This is a genomic window from Corynebacterium sp. A21, assembly GCF_052266655.1.
Taxonomy (GTDB): domain Bacteria; phylum Actinomycetota; class Actinomycetes; order Mycobacteriales; family Mycobacteriaceae; genus Corynebacterium.
The window spans coordinates 48,451-65,305 of record NZ_JBQPQY010000007.1 but is presented as its reverse complement, the minus strand read 5'-3'; the positions used below and the strand labels follow the sequence as shown (position 1 = coordinate 65,305).

Annotated in this window: 14 protein-coding genes; 7 read left to right on the top strand and 7 right to left on the bottom strand. The window is 62.1% G+C overall.

Features of this window, described 5'->3' with window-relative positions; translation table 11 throughout:
• Positions 1-259: 259 nt before the first annotated feature.
• Together pta and ACTU46_RS11140 are read left to right on the top strand one after the other, a co-directional pair.
• Positions 260-1,654 (top strand): phosphate acetyltransferase, encoded by a 1,395-nt coding sequence (pta, locus tag ACTU46_RS11145; protein ID WP_443381745.1) that lies wholly within the window; start codon positions 260-262, stop codon positions 1,652-1,654.
• A gap of 2 nt (positions 1,655-1,656) precedes the next feature.
• A complete protein-coding gene (locus tag ACTU46_RS11140; RefSeq protein WP_443381744.1) occupies positions 1,657-2,853 on the top strand; it encodes an acetate kinase in 1,197 nt (398 codons plus the stop codon).
• A 54-nt stretch (positions 2,854-2,907) separates the two neighbouring features.
• Here the strand turns inward: ACTU46_RS11140 and ACTU46_RS11135 are convergent, their stop codons facing one another.
• From ACTU46_RS11135 to ACTU46_RS11125, 3 genes are all read right to left on the bottom strand, one after another.
• On the bottom strand, positions 2,908-5,292 hold the full coding sequence (locus ACTU46_RS11135; protein ID WP_443381804.1) for a tetratricopeptide repeat protein: 2,385 nt from the start codon (positions 5,290-5,292) through the stop codon (positions 2,908-2,910).
• A gap of 493 nt (positions 5,293-5,785) precedes the next feature.
• Positions 5,786-6,853: a glutamate ABC transporter substrate-binding protein gene (locus ACTU46_RS11130; RefSeq protein ID WP_443381803.1), complete on the bottom strand. Its 1,068-nt coding sequence runs from the start codon at positions 6,851-6,853 to the stop codon at positions 5,786-5,788.
• Complete coding sequence (locus ACTU46_RS11125) at positions 6,853-8,442, bottom strand: hypothetical protein (protein WP_443381743.1); 1,590 nt, start codon at positions 8,440-8,442, stop codon at positions 6,853-6,855. Before ACTU46_RS11125 ends, ACTU46_RS11130 begins: the two co-directional genes overlap by 1 nt.
• 226 nt (positions 8,443-8,668) lie before the next feature.
• On the opposite strand from ACTU46_RS11125, the gene ACTU46_RS11120 reads away from it, so the two are divergent.
• The 3 genes from ACTU46_RS11120 to ACTU46_RS11110 are packed head-to-tail and all read left to right on the top strand — an operon-like array spanning position 8,669 to position 10,956.
• Positions 8,669-9,178, top strand: coding sequence for an NUDIX hydrolase (locus ACTU46_RS11120; RefSeq protein ID WP_443381742.1), 510 nt, complete (start codon positions 8,669-8,671; stop codon positions 9,176-9,178).
• A 23-nt stretch (positions 9,179-9,201) separates the two neighbouring features.
• A complete protein-coding gene (locus ACTU46_RS11115) occupies positions 9,202-10,200 on the top strand; it encodes an ABC transporter ATP-binding protein (RefSeq protein WP_443381741.1) in 999 nt (332 codons plus the stop codon).
• Between the two features lie 6 nt (positions 10,201-10,206).
• The gene (locus ACTU46_RS11110) at positions 10,207-10,956 is read left to right on the top strand and encodes a multidrug ABC transporter permease (protein ID WP_443381740.1); all 750 of its coding nucleotides are present in this window, start codon (positions 10,207-10,209) and stop codon (positions 10,954-10,956) included.
• A 195-nt stretch (positions 10,957-11,151) separates the two neighbouring features.
• On the opposite strand, the gene ACTU46_RS11105 is transcribed toward ACTU46_RS11110, so the two are convergent.
• Together ACTU46_RS11105 and ACTU46_RS11100 are read right to left on the bottom strand one after the other, a co-directional pair.
• Positions 11,152-12,444, bottom strand: a complete 1,293-nt coding sequence (locus ACTU46_RS11105; RefSeq protein WP_443381739.1) for a Na/Pi symporter — start codon at positions 12,442-12,444, stop codon at positions 11,152-11,154.
• Positions 12,445-12,514: 70 nt separating this feature from the next.
• A complete protein-coding gene (locus tag ACTU46_RS11100) occupies positions 12,515-12,973 on the bottom strand; it encodes a hypothetical protein (RefSeq protein WP_443381738.1) in 459 nt (152 codons plus the stop codon).
• Between the two features lie 8 nt (positions 12,974-12,981).
• Between ACTU46_RS11100 and ACTU46_RS11095 the strand changes: the two genes are divergently transcribed.
• On the top strand, positions 12,982-14,211 hold the full coding sequence (locus ACTU46_RS11095; protein WP_443381737.1) for a multidrug effflux MFS transporter: 1,230 nt from the start codon (positions 12,982-12,984) through the stop codon (positions 14,209-14,211).
• Between the two features lie 31 nt (positions 14,212-14,242).
• Here the strand turns inward: ACTU46_RS11095 and cls are convergent, their stop codons facing one another.
• Both cls and ACTU46_RS11085 read right to left on the bottom strand, forming a co-directional pair.
• On the bottom strand, positions 14,243-15,754 hold the full coding sequence (gene cls, locus ACTU46_RS11090; RefSeq protein ID WP_443381736.1) for a cardiolipin synthase: 1,512 nt from the start codon (positions 15,752-15,754) through the stop codon (positions 14,243-14,245).
• A gap of 14 nt (positions 15,755-15,768) precedes the next feature.
• Complete coding sequence (locus tag ACTU46_RS11085) at positions 15,769-16,578, bottom strand: exodeoxyribonuclease III (protein WP_443381735.1); 810 nt, start codon at positions 16,576-16,578, stop codon at positions 15,769-15,771.
• A gap of 104 nt (positions 16,579-16,682) precedes the next feature.
• On the opposite strand from ACTU46_RS11085, the gene tatA reads away from it, so the two are divergent.
• Positions 16,683-16,853, top strand: a complete 171-nt coding sequence (gene tatA, locus ACTU46_RS11080) for a Sec-independent protein translocase subunit TatA (RefSeq protein WP_443381734.1) — start codon at positions 16,683-16,685, stop codon at positions 16,851-16,853.
• Positions 16,854-16,855 lie beyond the last annotated feature (2 nt).

Here is a 16,855-nt window from a genome sequence, read left to right as displayed (position 1 = left end):
GTGTCCTGCATTCCACCCGGCGCGCAGCGCTCACCTCGCGGCAGCTTCGGACACCCGGCGAAATCCTTGTTAAGGGAGCACTTTTAAACAGTCGCAAAAATTTGCAGGCCAGAAGTAATGAAAGGTCGCGGCTGCAAAGGTAGGGTTAGCATTAATCACATTTCAATGATGAATGTGCCCTCCGGCACAACCGTGCGCCGAAGGCGTGCACAATAGGCTCGTTAACCTTGCAGGGAAACCCCATAGAGAAAGGGACCGCATGTCAGTCCAACCCAGCCCGGTCGCACCCAGTGCCGTCGTACTCAGCGCCATCGGTCGCAGCCTCGACGGCTTTGATGTCAAGGCCTTCGCCGATAGTCTCGGCCTCGCCGGCATCCTCGATCTCACCAAGGTGGAGCCGGATCTCGGCGATATTTATGGTTCGAAGCCACTCTCCGCAGGACCGGTACTGATCCTCAGTTCCGGAAACCTCAGCTTCGACTGCGAGGTCGGTGGTGCGCTGGGCGCGCCATTGGTGCTGCTGGTCGACCAGCCCGGTTCCCATGTGGACTTGGCGCAGGCCCAGGCCAAGCGCCTGCACGCCACGGTGGCCGGCGCCTTCACGGCCGCTGAACTGGCGGACACGCTGCGGGTTCGGGAATCGCTGAAGATCGAGTCGCCGGAGATCATCACCCCGCCGGTTTTCGAGTCCTTCCTGCTGGAGCGCGCCCGCAGGGCCAAGGCCCACATCGTGCTTCCCGAGGGTGATGATGACCGCATCCTGCTGGCGGCGGACCGGCTCCTCGAGCGTCATATCTGTGAGATCACCATCCTGGGTGATCCGGATGCCATTGAGAACCGGGCGCAGCAGCTCGGTCTGAACCTGGACAACGCCCACGTGATCAACCACCTCCACGATCCGCACCTGGAGGAGTTCGCGGTGGAGTTCGCTGAGCTTCGTAAGAAGAAGGGCATCACCCTCGATGAGGCCCGGGAGACCATGAAGGATATCTCCTACTTCGCCACCATGATGGTCCACCGAGGTATGGCGGACGGTATGGTCTCCGGCGCCGCACACACTACCGCGCACACCATCAAGCCCTCCTTCCAGATCATCAAGACCGCCCCGGATGTTTCCGTGGTCTCCTCGATCTTCCTGATGATCCTGCGCGGCCGGCTCTGGGCTTTCGCGGACTGCGCGGTCAACCCGAACCCCACCACTGAGCAGCTGGGTGAGATCGCGGTGGTCTCCGCCCGGACCGCCGCCCAGTTCGGTATCGACCCCCGGGTGGCCATGCTGTCCTACTCCACCGGACTCTCCGGTGCCGGCCCGGATGTTGAGGCCACCATCGAAGCCCTCGAGCATGCCCGCCGCATCAACCCGGACCTCTGTGTGGATGGCCCGCTGCAGTTCGACGCCGCCGTGGATCCCAGTGTGGCGAAGAAGAAGATGCCCGATTCCCGGGTCGCCGGCAACGCCAATGTCTTCATCTTCCCAGACCTGCAGTCCGGCAATATCGGCTATAAAACCGCACAGCGCACCGGTTCCGCACTGGCGGTCGGCCCGATCCTCCAGGGGCTGAACAAGCCGGTCAATGATCTTTCCCGGGGCGCCACCGTGCCCGATATCGTCAACACCGTGGCCGTGACTGCTATCCAGGCCGGAGGGCAGTGAACATGACCTATGCACTCGTCCTGAACTCCGGTTCCTCCTCGATCAAGTTCCAGCTCCTCGATCCGGCCAACAGCGCCACCGATGAACCCTTCGCCTCTGGCCTGGTCGAGCAGATCGGTGAACCCAACGGCCGCATCACCCTCAAGTTCAACGGGGAGAAATACCAGCTGGAGGAGCCGATCCCGGATCACTCCATCGGTTTGAACCGCGCCTTCGAGTTGATGGCGGAGCACGGTTGCGGCCCCTCCCAGGTGCACATCACCGCGGTGGGCCACCGCGTGGTGCACGGCGGCATCCTCTTCTCCGCCCCGGAGATCATCACGGATGAGATTGTCGGGATGATCAAGGATCTGATTCCGCTCGCCCCGCTGCACAACCCGGCGAATGTCGACGGCATTGAGGTGGCCCGTCAGATTCTTCCGGATGTCCCGCATGTCGCGGTCTTTGACACCGGTTTCTTCCACACCCTGCCGCCGGCCGCCGCGATCTATGCGATCAACTCGAAGGTCGCGGCTGATAATGGGATCCGTCGTTATGGCTTCCACGGCACCAGCCATGAGTATGTCTCCGGCCGGGTGCCTGAGCTGCTGGACAAGCCCGCCAATGAGGTCAACCAGATCACCCTGCATCTGGGCAACGGTGCTTCCTGCGCCGCCATCCGTGGTGGTGAGGCGATTGACACCTCTATGGGGATGACTCCGCTGGCGGGACTGGTGATGGGCACCCGAACCGGTGATATCGACCCGGGAATCGTCTTCCACCTCTACCGCACCGCGAACATGAGCATCGATGACATTGATAAGCTGCTGAACAAGCAGTCCGGGGTCAAGGGGCTTTCCGGGGTCAATGACTTCCGTGCCTTGAGCCAGATGATCGAGGATGGTGACCAGGATGCCTGGTCGGCCTACCAGATCTACATCCATCAGCTGCGCCGCTATATCGGTTCCTACATGATCACCCTCGGCCGGGTGGACGCCATCACCTTCACCGCCGGGGTCGGCGAAAATGCCGTGAACGTCCGGGCGGATGCCCTGGCTGAGCTGGAGATGTACGGCATCAAGATTGATCCGGAGCGCAATGCGCTGCCCAATGACGGTGCCCGGGAGATCTCCACCGATGACTCCACCGTCAAGGTGTTCGTCGTGCCCACCAACGAGGAATTGGCGATCGCCCGCTACGCCACCAATCTCGCCAGCTGAGCACCCCTGCTTATCGACGCCGCGCCCACCCCGGCGCGGGCGTCGATAAGCGCGTTAGAACCAGGTCACCGGGCGCACCTGATTCGCCGTGTCGACCAGCGAATAGCGGTGGCGGGAGAAGGGCGCCTGGCGGGCCTGCTGGCGCAAGGTGTCCGAGAGTCCGTAGCGCAGACCGCGTTGGGTGAAGGAGAACTCGAAAAGATCATTCGAGCTGGCCGCTGATTTCAGCTCCGCATCACGGAGGAAATTCAGCGCCGCGGAGATCACCGCTGTCTTGATCTGGAAGAAGCGGGGCTCATTGGTCGGGATCTCCTCCAACCGCCGGGCAGCACGTCGGATCCGGCTCTCCGTGAGCTTGCCGGAGATCAGCTCCAGGATGGTGGTCAGCTGTGCCATCCGGTGGTGGCGGGAGGAGGTAGGTACCTTGTCCAACGCCGTGACGGCCATCTCGATCTGGGCCTCCGAGGTCAACTGCCGGGAGAGCCCGAAAGCGGAGGAGACGGTGGTGGGGTTGGTGCGCCAGACCAGGCCGTAGAGGCGCATCGAGACGAAACGCAGCATCGCCGGATCCTCGGTGGTGTGGGTCCAGACATCATTGATCGCGGTGAAGGCCTCATGATTCATCTCGGTGGAATCGAGGTCGAAGTTCGCCGCCATCCGGGTTGCTGCCGGGTCGAGCAGGGGGGTGCGGTCATAGCCGAGCTGTTGCAGCAGCAGCTCATTGACCGCAGCGATCGCCAGTTTCGGGGCGGCCTCGCCGGGCAGGATATTGAGCACATTATTGAAGTGCTCCTGGGCGGCGGCGAAATCATCGAGCAGCAGATCGGTCACCCCGGAGTACCACTGGAAGCGCCAGTCGTGGCCGAGACGTTCCTCCAGGCTGGAGAGCCAGGAGCGTGCCTGGCCGGTGAAACCCAGGTCCAGCAAGGCGCGCACCACACCCAGGGGGATCTCCGAGGAATGCTGGTACTCCTCGGTCTTCATCGCCTGCCGTAGCGTCTCCAAGGCCTCCTGCGGTTCGGTGTAGGAGGAACCGGAGAGCATGGCGGCACCGACATCGGAACGGTCGATCAACGGGGACGCCAGGGCCGAGACGACCTCGGAGGAGGTGATCCGGGCGGTGCGGTCGATGCCGTCGATAAGCTGGTCCGTGCGGAAGACCAACAGCTTGGTGCCGAAGGTGGAACGCTGCGGGGAGAAGAGGGAGTGCTGGGCGGGGAATTGGCGGCCGTCGCGGATCGCGAGGATCTCCCGGAGCACCCCGAACAGCTGGGTGCGCATCTCCTCGATATTGCGGAAACGTCGGCCCGGATCCGGGTGGGTCGCCCGCTGCAGGAAGCGGTAATAGGAGAGGTAACGTCGGAAGACCGGGTCCTCCGCCGGGGTTGGTAGCCCGGGCAGATAGACACCTTTCTCATCGGTGGGCAGCTGTAGCGTCAGCGCCGCGAGGGTGCGGCCGATGGTGTAGATATCACTGGACACGGAGGGTCCCTCGACGGAGACATCCGGGGCCTGGAAACCTCTGGTGCCGTAGATATAGCCGAAGGCACCGATGCCGCTGACCGCCCCAAGGTCAATGAGTTTGACCTGGTCCTCGGTGATGATGATGTTGGAGGGTTTCAGATCGTTGTAGACCACGCCGCGAGAGTGCAGATAATCCAGCGCCGGCAGCACCTCCAGGATGTAGCCGATGGCGATGTCAATGGAGAAGGTCCGGTCCGGCAACACATTCCGCCGGTCCCGGAGCGAGGGACCACCGACGTATTCCATGACGATGAAGCCACCGGGGACCCGGGGATCATCGATGAAGTTGAAAATCTTCACGATGCCGGGGTGGGTGATATCCGCCAGGAACTCGCGCTCGGCTTCGGCGGTACCCTGATCCTCCAGAGACTTCTCCGCCTGCATGCCCTTGAGCACCACCTGACGTCCGGAGACATTCCGGTCTTCAGCCAGGTAGATCCAACCCAGGCCACCATGGGCGATCGCCCCCAGAATCTGATACTGATCCGCGACGAAGTCCCCCGGCGACAGCTGCGGCGGGGCAACCTTGGCAGCCTTGATCTCCGCCTCACTCTTCAACGCCGCTGCGGCATTGGTCAGCCCCACAAAAGGTAGATGGACCATGCCGTCCGCGACGGTGCGGCCCACGCGCCGGGTCCCGCGCCGCTGGCGGAAGGTGGAGATGGCCTGCTGCCGAGAGCGGGCGCTGGTATCGGTGGCCAGTGCATCCGCGTGTGGCTCGGTGCCGTGCTCATCGGAGATAGTGGGGAGATTGCTCACCAGGCTGCCACCGGTCAGCGTCAAACCTTCGCGGGCATCCTGCGGGTTGAGAGTGGGTGTCTCCGGGACCCCCTCCGCATCATGCTCCGGGCTGCCCTGCGCAGACTTCTCCCGGAGTGCGCCGAGTTCCTGGAGTAGCGCCCCGATATCACCGATGTCCTCGTCGAGTAGTTCATCCTCGTCCTCATCCTCATNCCCTGCGCAGACTTCTCCCGGAGTGCGCCGAGTTCCTGGAGTAGCGCCCCGATATCACCGATGTCCTCGTCGAGTAGTTCATCCTCGTCCTCATCCTCATCATCGGCGAAAGGATCGAACTTCACCGCCTGGGTGCCCTCATAGTTCAGACTCGGATGGAGGTGTTCAGCGGGTCCGCTGGAACTGTCGGTGGCCTCGCTCTCGTCCTCATCCTCATCATCGGCGAAAGGATCGAACTTCACCGCTTGGGTGCCCACGTATTCCGGACCGACCTCGACATCATCGTCGAATTCGATCTCGTCTTCCTCATCATCGGCGAAGGGATCAAATTTCGCCGCCTGGGTACCGATCCCCTCTGTGGCGGGGGGATCGGCTGAGGTGACGCGGGACGTCTCCGGTGAGGCTTCGCTGCGTGGGTCCTGCTCGACGGTTTTTTTCACGGGCCGATCGGTGCTCACGGTGCCGCCTCCTCGGTCTGGGTTTCAGTTGCGCCTGTTTCAGAATCGTCCTGGTAGGGCTCGGGTTCCACACGGTAGTTCAGTGGTGGCGGCCCGGAGGTACCGAGGTAGGCGGAGAACCAGCGGTCGTACATCCGCCACCAGGTCCCATCCGCCCGGATCCGCTCCATGGTGGCATTGACCTGGCGGATCAGGTCCTCGGAGTTGTCGTTGAAACGGGGGTCCGCTGCGGCGACGGCATACTCGGAACTGTCCAGGGACTCCCCGACGAGGGTGGTGTAAGGATCCTGGGCGGTGATGCCGGAGAGGATGAAGTCATCGGAGATGATCGCCTGGGTCTGGTGCTGCTGGAGCGCGACCAGACAGTCCGCCCAGTTGCGGGTCTTCAGGATCGGGGAGTGCGGGGCATACTGCCGGGCGGTCTGCAGTCCGGTGGAGTCCTCCGCCACACAGACGGTTTGGCCGGGCAGGGAAGCGAAGGAGGTGATACCGGAGTTGGCCATCACCAGCAGTCGGGTTTCGGTGCTGAGATAAGGGGTGGAGAAGATGAAATCTTCCTGGCGGGTTCTGGTCACCGACATATTGCGGATCACCAGGTCCACATCCCCAGAGCTCAGGGTCTCATCCCGGTCGCGGCTGTCGACAAAGCGGAATTCAATCTGGGTGGGATCCCCGAAGATGTCCCGGGCAATTTCGCGGGCCAGGTCAATCTCGAAGCCCAGCAGATCACCGGTGACTGAATCGCGGTAGCTGAGCAGGTACTGGGATTGATCCACACCGACGATGAGGCGACCCCGTTCGACGATCTCGGGGATTCGTTCCTCGGGGGTGGCATCGCCGGGGCGCAGTGAACCACTGATATTTTCGGTGTCGACCGGTTCCGCCGGGAAAGCTCCCGCCGGTTCCACCGCAGCATCGGCGGGCAGCGGTGGACCATAACTCTCGGCGCGGTCGATCCGGTTCGGCCGGGGGGTGGCATCCCGGTTCAGGATCAGGGAGCAGGAGCTGAAGCTCAGCGAAGCGATGAGCAAAATGGTGGCGGCGAAGAAGAGTCTGCGGATCATCACAGGTACTCCCGGAGTCGGGGTCGGATACCCAGCCATACCGCGATGATGGCAGCCAGGGAAAGTAGCAGCACCACAGTGGAGACCAGTTTTGTGGCGGCCAGACCGTCATTGATGAAGGCCCGCATGGAGGCGCGGGCATCCGAGATCAGAGCACTCAGGGCAGAATCCAGCGCAGCATAGGAGGACGAGGAGGTGGGGCTGCCACCATTTTGCTCAGGGGTGCCGGTGGAGAGGATGATGGCTTTCTCGTAGTCACCGTTATTCAGGGCGGTGCCCAGTCCCTGGTGCGAGTTCTCCCAGTGCAACAGGGCTTCCCTGGCCTGGTCCAGGACCCGGTCATTATGGCTCTGGTCGGTATGTCCCTCCGCCTGCGCGAAATCATCGAGGGCGACGGTGATGGAATCCACCGTCTCATCGAAGGTGGATTGGGTCTGCGCCAGAGACTGGCGGCGCACCAGAACCAGAGTTTCGGCGGTGCGGGTCTGCTGCGCCATGATCCGGGAGGCGGTCAGCGAATCCCAGGGCATCGCAGCTTCAGCGAAGCCCCGGTTACCGGCCTGCCAGGTGGCGAAGTTGGAGGCGGATACCCACAAGATGGCGGTGAGCATCAGTGCGGTGGCGGCCAGGAACCCCTTGTTGAGTCGACGGTGGGTCAGCCGCCACAGCCACCACTGGGCGATACTGAGAAATGAGACTGCGGCGAACAACCCGGAGAGCGGCACCCACTGGGGTAAAGTGAGGTTACGCTGCGCCTCAGAGACCCGCGTACTGGTCAAGGTGAACAGCTCGGACGCTGCTGGCAGGATGGTTTCCCGCATCAGTGAGGAGGCCTCGGCCATGTAGGCCACACCTACGGGATTACCCACCCGGTTATTCACCCGGGCACTTTCCACCATGCCGGTGTAGACCGGCAGCTGCCGCTGGATATCGGTGATCAGCCGCATGGAGTGGGCATCGGTGGCCGGAATGCTGGCCGCTGATTCTGAGGCGGCGACCGAAGCACGGTCGATGGCGGCGTTATAGCGCGATCGGGTGTCGGAGGACTCGACCCCAGCCTGCACGAACCCCGTGGTGGCGATGGTGTCTGCCAGCGAGAGTGAGGTGTAGAGGTTATGCGCCGAGTAGCTCATCGGTTCGGTGGTGCTCAGCAGGACATCCAGCGCACCTTGCCGCTGGTCAGCGGACTGGGACATGGAATAGCCAGCGGCGAAGATCGCCACTGAGAGGATCGCCGTCAACGCGAGCATCTTGCCCGGGGTGGTGGCGATATAGGTGAAGAGTTGCCGGGACCAGTGGATGGGCACGGCGAAGGAATCATAGAGGACATTCCAGAAGTTGAGCTTATTGGCGGCCTCGTTGGTGGAGATATGATCGAGCCAGTGGTCCTGGGTGTCCTCGGGAACTTCACTATCGTCAATCAGCGGGGCAAGACCCTTGGGCTTGCGGAGCTGCCGGACCGGCTCCTGGCGAAGCCGGGTTCGGGAATAGGCGAACTGCTGATCCGGGGAACCCAAAGTATCCAGGTCCGCCGGGATATCGGAAAGCGGCTCACTCTTTGGCGTAGGTGAGCCCTTATCGCCGTTCATTCTCCCAGGGTAACCAATGCGAGTGCGAAAGTGGCGACTGTTGCGGTGATTGCCGGGTATTTCTTTGGTGGAAGGGAATACCGCTCTCGGAAAGGGGTACCGCAGGGCAGTATGCACCCCGTATCGCACCCCGGCCGGAGAGTACCTCGCGCCACTAATTCCCGCACGCCGTGAGATTGACAGGTTTTCCCCCATGAGTGAGCCCGGACTAGCTACGCTCAGAGGCATGAATGGCGACGGAAATGGCTGGGCGGCGGGGCCCGATGGTTCGAAAGTATGGGGCAGATTCGGCGCTGCTGGTCTATTCCTGGTTGCAGATGTTCCCTCCGGCCCCGAGGTGCTGATGCAGCATCGGGCGCTGTGGACCAATGCGGGTGGCACCTGGGCCCTGCCGGGTGGGGCCCGGGACTCAGATGAGACTCCGGTCCAGGCGGCGATCCGGGAGGCCACGGAAGAGACCGGGATCATCGCCGATGACGTCGAAGTACTGCATGCAGAGATCACCGCCGGACCCTTCCCCATGGACCCGGAACGACCGAAGCTGGCCGGCGACTGGACCTATACAACTGTGATTGCCCGCACACGTGACAACGCCCGCCTGGCAACCACCCGCAATGAGGAATCAGTGGAACTGCGCTGGGTATCGCTGGACTCCATTGCTGAGCTGCCGCTCTTATCTGCTTTCGCCGCGTCTCTGCCGACGCTGCATCAGAAGACCTCGGAGCTACTGGCTTAGCGGGTTATGGCAATCTGGGGTCCATGATTGAAGTTCAGGGACTAACCAAGCAGTACGGGGAGGTCCGGGCGGTCGATGATCTGACATTTTCAGTGAAGCCCGGAATCGTCACCGGCTTTCTGGGGCCCAACGGCGCCGGAAAATCCACTACGATGCGGATGATCCTGGGACTCGACACCCCCTCCGCCGGAACCGCCACGATCAAGGGCAAACGATATGTCGAACTGAAAAATCCGCTCACCGAGGTGGGTGCGCTGCTCGATGCTGGTGCCCGTCACCCGAACCGCAGTGCCGCCAACCACCTGAAGTGGATTGCCCGGGCCAACGGACTACCAAATGAGCGCATAAAGCAGGTCCTTGAGATGGTCGGCCTGACCGAGGTCGCCGCCAAGTCATCAGGCGGTTTCTCCCTGGGAATGGGCCAGCGTCTCGGCATCGCCGGTGCACTACTCGGCAACCCCGATGTGCTGATCCTCGATGAGCCGGTCAACGGCCTCGACCCGGAAGGTATCCGCTGGGTCCGTGATCTGATGAAGTCGCTGGCTGCGGAAGGCCGCACTGTGATGGTCAGTTCCCACCTCCTTTCGGAGATGGCGCTGACCGCTGATCACCTGATTGTCATCGGTCGAGGCAAGCTGATCGCGGACACCCCGACATATGACTTCATCAAGGACAATTCCGCGACCACCGTTGTCGTCCGTTCTGGGCACATCGATGAGTTCAGTGCGGCGCTGCGGTCGGAGGGCATCTCCTTCGCTCAGGTGCAGGATGCGGAGGAACGTGCGGCACTGGAGATTCCGGACCGCACCACCGATGAGATCGGTGCGCTGGCGTTCTCCACCGGTGTGGCCCTGCAGGAGCTCAGCCTCCGTCAAGCCTCCCTGGAGGAGGCCTTCATGGGGATGACCGGCCATGCAGTGCAGTACCACGCATCCGATGTCCCAGGTGTGGCCGGTGCTGCCGCACCGGCGTCCCCCGCGGGCGTCGATAAGCAGCCGAGCGATGCTGCAGAGGAGAAGTAGTACACCATGTTCTTAAATACCCTTTCCTCGGAATGGATCAAGCTGCGCACCACCAAGTCCTTCTGGTGGACTTCGGCGCTCTTCATCTTCTTCAGTGTCGGCATTGCCGCCTTGATGGGTGGCTTCTCAGAAGCCGGCGGTACGCCGCCGCCGGATCTAATCGTGACGGGTTTGTACATGTTCGGCTTCATCGTGATCGCGGTGCAGGCGATCATGGTGGTCACCAGCGAATACCGCCACAAATACCAGTCTGTCACCTACCTGGCCACTCCTAAGCGGTGGACCGTGGCAGTGGCGAAACTGCTGCTCTACATGGTGATCGCCATGGTGCTGACGCTCATTACCGTGGTGCTCTGTTTCCTGGTGGCTGGCTGGCTCCTGCCTTCGGAGATGAGCGCCAGCTACGATCCCTTCGGCTCTGAGTCCGGGCAGCGCATCCTCTGGATCTACCCTGTCATGGCTGCCATGATGGTCATTTTCTCCCAGGGCATCGCGCTGCTGCTGCGCCAGACCGCAGGCGCGGTCACCCTGGTGCTCATGTGGTTCCTAGCGTTGGAAGAAATCATCGGTTTCCTGCCGAAGATCGGCGAAAACATCAAGAACTACCTGCCCTTCGGCAACCTGAACGCCTTCGTCGCGGACTTCGCCATCCCCGATTTTCACTGGGGTGCCACTGGCAGCGGGCTCTACTTCCTGGCCTGGGCCGTGGTGATCTGGCTGGTCGGCGTGATCGTGCTGCAGCGGCGCGACGCCTGACCCTTCTCAACCTGACTCCCCATCCGTGCCGGAATTGGCGCAGGTGGGGATTTTTTGTGTGCGCAGCTGCGCACACCTGAACCCTGCGCACACTCGAGCCCTGCGCACATCAAGGTGCAGCGGAGACGCTTATCGACGACCGGGAGAAACTGGCGGCTGGGGTGTTGGAAGAGCCAAGGAGTGCGCAGTGGCGCACTAAACGACCAGTGAATAGAGGCCGATGACCGCAGCGGGCAGGAGGAAGAAGAAGGTCAGCAGCAGCACGAAAGTGGTGGTGTAACTCTTTTCCGCGAGGCTGGCGAGGCGCAGCGACAGGAAGAGGATGAGCTTGCGATAAGGCGGGAACAGGAGAACCAGCAGGGTCCCGAGGACGTTGAAAAGCAGGTGCACGATGGCGGCCTGGAGGGCGAAGGTGCCGAGATCGCCGGGGAAGGTCAGTGCAATGAGCAGGGAGCTCAGGGTGGTGCCAACGTTGGCACCCATCGTCAGGGCCAGAATTTCCCGCAGTTTCAGGGAACCCGAAGCCGCGAAAGGGAGGAGCGAGGAGACCGTGACGCTGGAGGCCTGCAACACCATGGTGCCGGCGGTTCCGGTGAGGAAACCCAAGGCATCGGAAGCACCGGAGGAACGCTCAAGAAGTGTGTGGGTGGTGGCGGCCATGAGGGTGCGAAGTTGAGAGCTGATCACCCGGATGCCGAGGAGAATCAGGGTAGTTCCCAGCACCAGACAGAAGGCAGCCCCCAACGTGGGATTGAAGAGCAGACCGATGAGACCCCGGGTGCCGATCAGATCGACCAGGGGTTGGAAGGTTGCGGTGAGGAAAGTCGGGGAGTCGGGGGCGACGAGATCCTCGCTGAATGCCGAGGTCGCCATCATCCCCGAGATCCGTTGCATCGGTTGGAAGATCCACTCGATGGGAAGGAGCACCAGTGCCAACAACAGGTTGAAGATGCCGTGCGTTGAGGCGGAGGCGAAGGCGCGACGAAACTCTTCACGGTGGCCGAGATAGCTGAAGGCGACGATGAAGACTGTGACGGTGGTGCCGATATTCGCGCCCAAGATGATGGGGATGGCCACGGGTACGCTCACCGCGCCGACACCGACTGTGGTGACGGTCAGCGCGGTGGTGGTGGTGGAGGACTGGAGAACTGCGGTCGCGAGAATGCCCACCATCAAGCCGATCAGCGGGTTAGTCGCCAGATTGAAGAGCTCCTGGACGCGGGAACTGCCCAGGCCGTAGACACCGTCGATGATCAGGCTGACTCCGAGCAACATCACCAGGATCCCGAGAATGACGGCCACCCAACGCACCGACTTACCCGGGGCGGAGAGCATCACCATGTCTTCTTCGGGGGAGATGGACTTGGGGTTGATGAACTGCTGGGTACCCAAGGCCGCTCGGCGAAGCACCTGGTTCTGATTCGCCGAAGGAGTGGGCTTCGCGATTGCGGCCTGAGTTATGGGGTTGGGCGGCTGTTCAGAAGTCACTGTCGTGTCTCCCCTTTCACTGCGGAACCCTTATCTCGGATATCAGTCTAAAACTGACACTGACCTTAGGCTAACGCCAGCCTAAAGCTAACGTCAGCCCATCGCCGATCTCGAACCAATACTCCGTGGCAATAGTGTCCTGCTGTGTATCCACGGATAGGGATTCAGCCGGTGGAAACCAGCGGTTGGCGCATTCCTGGCGATCCTCGTCGGGTGCCTCTCCAGAATGATTTGAGAGTACACCCTCCAACAAACTCACCGACAACCTCAGCACCTTAAAAATACCATCCGCCAGATATAAAGCGATGCTCAATGTTTGGGAGCGCGGAGCCATGAATTCAACTCGATTCTGCATTGCCGCAAAGTTGGGTAGGGCTGGGTTACTATTCATCCCGCCATAGCCCCTGTTCCCTGATCCCCGAATCTCGGTTACCTGGGGGCTTTCCGAGCCGGAAGGTGCCCCTGTCAGCACCCCGTGCCGAGGTGAACTGACAATGCTGGTGACTGCCACCACGGAGAAGAAAGACACGATGATCCTTGGCCACGAATAACCCCCATCATGAGGGCCGCGGGAAACCCCGCCAGGAGCTGAGTTCCGGCCTGCTCTTCGGCCTAGCCCTGCTCTCTGCGGCGGCACCGCTGTCCACTGACATGTATCTGCCGGCACTGCCCAATATCGTCGATGAGCTGGACACCACCCACGCGATGGTGCAGCTGACATTGTCCGGCTTCATGTTCGGCATGGCGATCGGCCAGCTGATCATCGGCCCGATCTCAGATGCGACCGGACGTAAGAAGCTGCTGGTCGGTGGCGCGGTGGTCGCCCTGGTCGCGTCGGCGATCGCGGCGATGGCACCGAGTATCGAGATTCTGATCCTCTGCCGTCTGTTACAGGGCCTGGGGTCAGGTGCCTGCACCGTGCTGGCACGGGCCGTGGTCCCGGATCTCGCTGTCGGTAAGAAAGCTGCCAAGGCCTTCGCCCTGTTGATGACGATCCAGGGCATCGCCCCGGTGGTGGCACCGGTCCTCGGTGGTGTCCTTCTCGAACCGATCGGCTGGCGGGGGATCTTCTGGGTGCTGGCTGCGATCAATGTCGCCCAGCTCCTGGTCGCAGTCCTCGTGGTGCGGGAATCACTGCCCGCCGCAGACCGCACCGATCTGAGCCTCGGGGGAGTTTTCGCCAACTACCTCTATGTCCTCAGAAACCCCGTCTACCTGGGGTATCTCATCTCCTTCTCCTTCGGTTTCGCCACCTTGTTCAGCTACATTTCTTCCTCCCCGTTCCTGGTGCAGGAACAGATGAATTTGTCGGTCACAGCATTCACCGTGGTGTTCGCGGTGAACGCACTGGGCATGATGATCGCGAACATGATCAACTCCAAACTGATCGACAGATTCGACACCCACGCCATCCTGCGCACCGCCCAGCTGCTCCTGGTCTTCTTCGCGGTGGCATTCCTCATCGCGACGCAGTTCACCCTTTCCCCATGGGTATTGTTCCCGCTGCTCTTCTTCGCGGTGTCCATGCTGGCGCTAATCATGGGTAACTCCACCGCACTCGGTACCGGGGTGGTTCGTGAGCGTGCCGGATCCGGTGCCGCGGTCATGGGATTTTTGCAGTTCGGCCTCGCAGCTCTGGTCAGCCCGCTCATGGGGTTGGGTTCCAACCCTGCCCTGACCATGGCTACCGGCATGGTCGTCTGCGCGCTGGTGTCCTTCGCTGGCCAGCTCTTCGCCGGCAGGCAGCAGGGTCGGAAAAGCGCCTGAGCGTTCCGGACCACACCGGTGCCGCCTCCGGCTACTGCAGTGCGCTGCTCAGCCGCATCACATTGTCGATGTAGCGGCGGAAGAAGCTGCGCTTATTCCACTCCTCCAGGGTCAGTTCCTTGGAGACCCGCTGATAGTTGTCCGCCAGGTCACGGAGCTGGCGCAGCAGGTTGCCCTGGGTGACCATGAGGGAGACCTCGTAGTTCAGGCCGAAGCTGCGCATGTCCATGTTGGAGGAGCCGAGCACACCGAGCGGGTCACCGGCGCTGCCATCGGGGTCGGCGATCACGAATTTGGTGTGCAGGACGAAGGGGGCAGGGAATTGGTGGATCCGGACACCGGCCTCCAGCAGCACCTGGTAGTAGCTGGACTGGGCATGGTGGACCATGAACTGGTCGGCCTTTTCACTGACCATCAGTTCGACCTGGACTCCGCGGTAGCAGGCCGTGGTCACGGCCTCGAGCAGGGATTCATCGGGGATGAAGTAGGGGCTGCAGAGGACCAGCCGGTCCTTGGCGTGGTGGACCACGGAGTTGAACATCCGGAGGTTGGGTTCAGTGGTGTAACCGGGCCCGGAGGGGACCAGCTGGACCACGTTCAGCGCGGAGGTCTCGGGGGCCTCGGCATGCGCATGGGTGGGTAGCTTCGTGTTGGGGGAGTGTTGTTCGATCGAGAGGGTCTCATCGGATTCGGAGTACCAGTCGACCGCGAAGAGCATCTCCATCGACGCCACGATGGGGCCACTGAGCTCCACCATCACATCCACCCACTGCCGCCCGGCTTTCACGTTCTGGCGCACCAGGTAGGAGCGGTCGATCATGTTCATCGAGCCCATGAAGGCGATCCGGCCATCGATGATGAGCATCTTCCGGTGGTTGCGGAGGTCTGGGCGGCGGAATTTACCGCGCCAGGGCTGCAGCGGCAGCATGAGATGCCAGTCCACGCCGATGGCACTCAGCCGTCGCCCCAGTCTCAGGTAGCCCGGGTACTTGAAACTTCCCACCTGGTCGAAGAGCAGCCGCACGGTAACCCCGCGCTGCACCGCGCGCTCCAGGGAGCGGAAGAATAAGTCGGTGGTCTCGTCCCAGGACATGATGTAGATCTGCACGTGGACGTACTCTTCGGCTTCGTCCACCGCCTCAGCCATCCGTCGAATGGCACCCTCGTAGTCCGCCAGTAGGCCATGATTATTGCCGGCGACGGCCGGGGTGCCGGTGAGGAAGCGGTTCTGCCGGATCAGGGAGGCCACCTCACGGTCAACGGTGGCGTTCTCGGGGTAGTTCGGCACGTCCTCCAGGACGTTTTCCACCATCGCATTCGCCTCCTGCTGGATGCGGTGGCGCCGTCGGTTGATATAGGGGCTGCCCATCAGCAGGAAGAGCGGCAGGCCAACCACCGGGAGCAGCAGAATGGTCAGCAGCCAGGCGTTGGAGGAGCTGGGGCGGCGGCCTTCGGGGACGAAGCCGATGGCGAGAATCTTGATGCTGTAATCGATGATCAGACCGATGGTCTGCCACAGCTCAAGATTGATGGAGAGACTCACGGTCCGGGCCGCGCTTAAGGTACTGGGTTGGTGCGGTAATCGACGATGACCGGCGCATGGTCGGAGGCACCCTTGGTGCTGCGCTCCTCGACGTCGATAAGCCCGCCGGTGGCGGTGCCCGCGAGGGCAGCGGTGGCCAGGTGGAAATCGATCCGCATGCCCTCGCCCTTCTGGAAGCGCATGCCCTTGTAATCCCAGTAGGTGTACCGGCCCTCGGTGAATTGGCGGGAGACCTCCGTCAGGCCGCGCTCAAGCAGCCCCTCGAAGGAGGCACGTTCCGGTTCGGTGATGTGGGTCTTACCCTCGAAGAAATTGAGGTCCCAGACGTCCTCATCGCGCGGGGCGATGTTGTAGTCGCCACAGAAGACCAATTTGGCCGCAGGATCAGCCTGGAGGGTGTCGGAGACGTGGATCCCCAGGGCGAAGAGCCAGCGCAGCTTGTAGTCATAGTGGGGGTCAGCGATTTCACGGCCGTTGGGTACATAAAGGCTCCACACCCGCACACCGCCGCAGGTCGCCCCGATGGCGCGTGCCTCGATGGCCTGCTCCTTGGTGGGGTCCTTGTCGAAGCCCGGCTGGGCGGGAAAATGCTTCTCGACGTCCGCCAGACCGACGCGGGAGATGATGGCCACACCATTCCACTGGCTCAGGCCGAAATGGGCGACCTCATAGCCGAGCTCTTCGAAACGTGCGGTGGGAAACTGCTCATCCGTGCACTTGGTTTCCTGAACTGCGAGGACATCCACATCCTGCCGGACCAGGAAATCCACCATGCGGTCTACCCGGGTGCGGGCCGAATTCACGTTCCAACTGGCAATGCGCATGTGCACTACAGTAGCTGCTCCACCTGCGCGATGAACCGATGCGGGGGAGAACCCGAGTAGGGTGTGGGCAACCAAAACTTGAGGCTCTCTGGAAGGACTTTCTCATGACCGGCATCGGCCCAGCCCAGCTACTCATCATTGCCCTGATTTTCGTGGTGCTCTTTGGTGCGAAGCGGTTGCCTGACGCAGCCCGTGCGCTCGGCCGCTCACTGCGGATCTTCAAGGCCGAGGTCCGCGAACTCGAGCAGGATAAACCCACCGGCACCGCCAACTGACC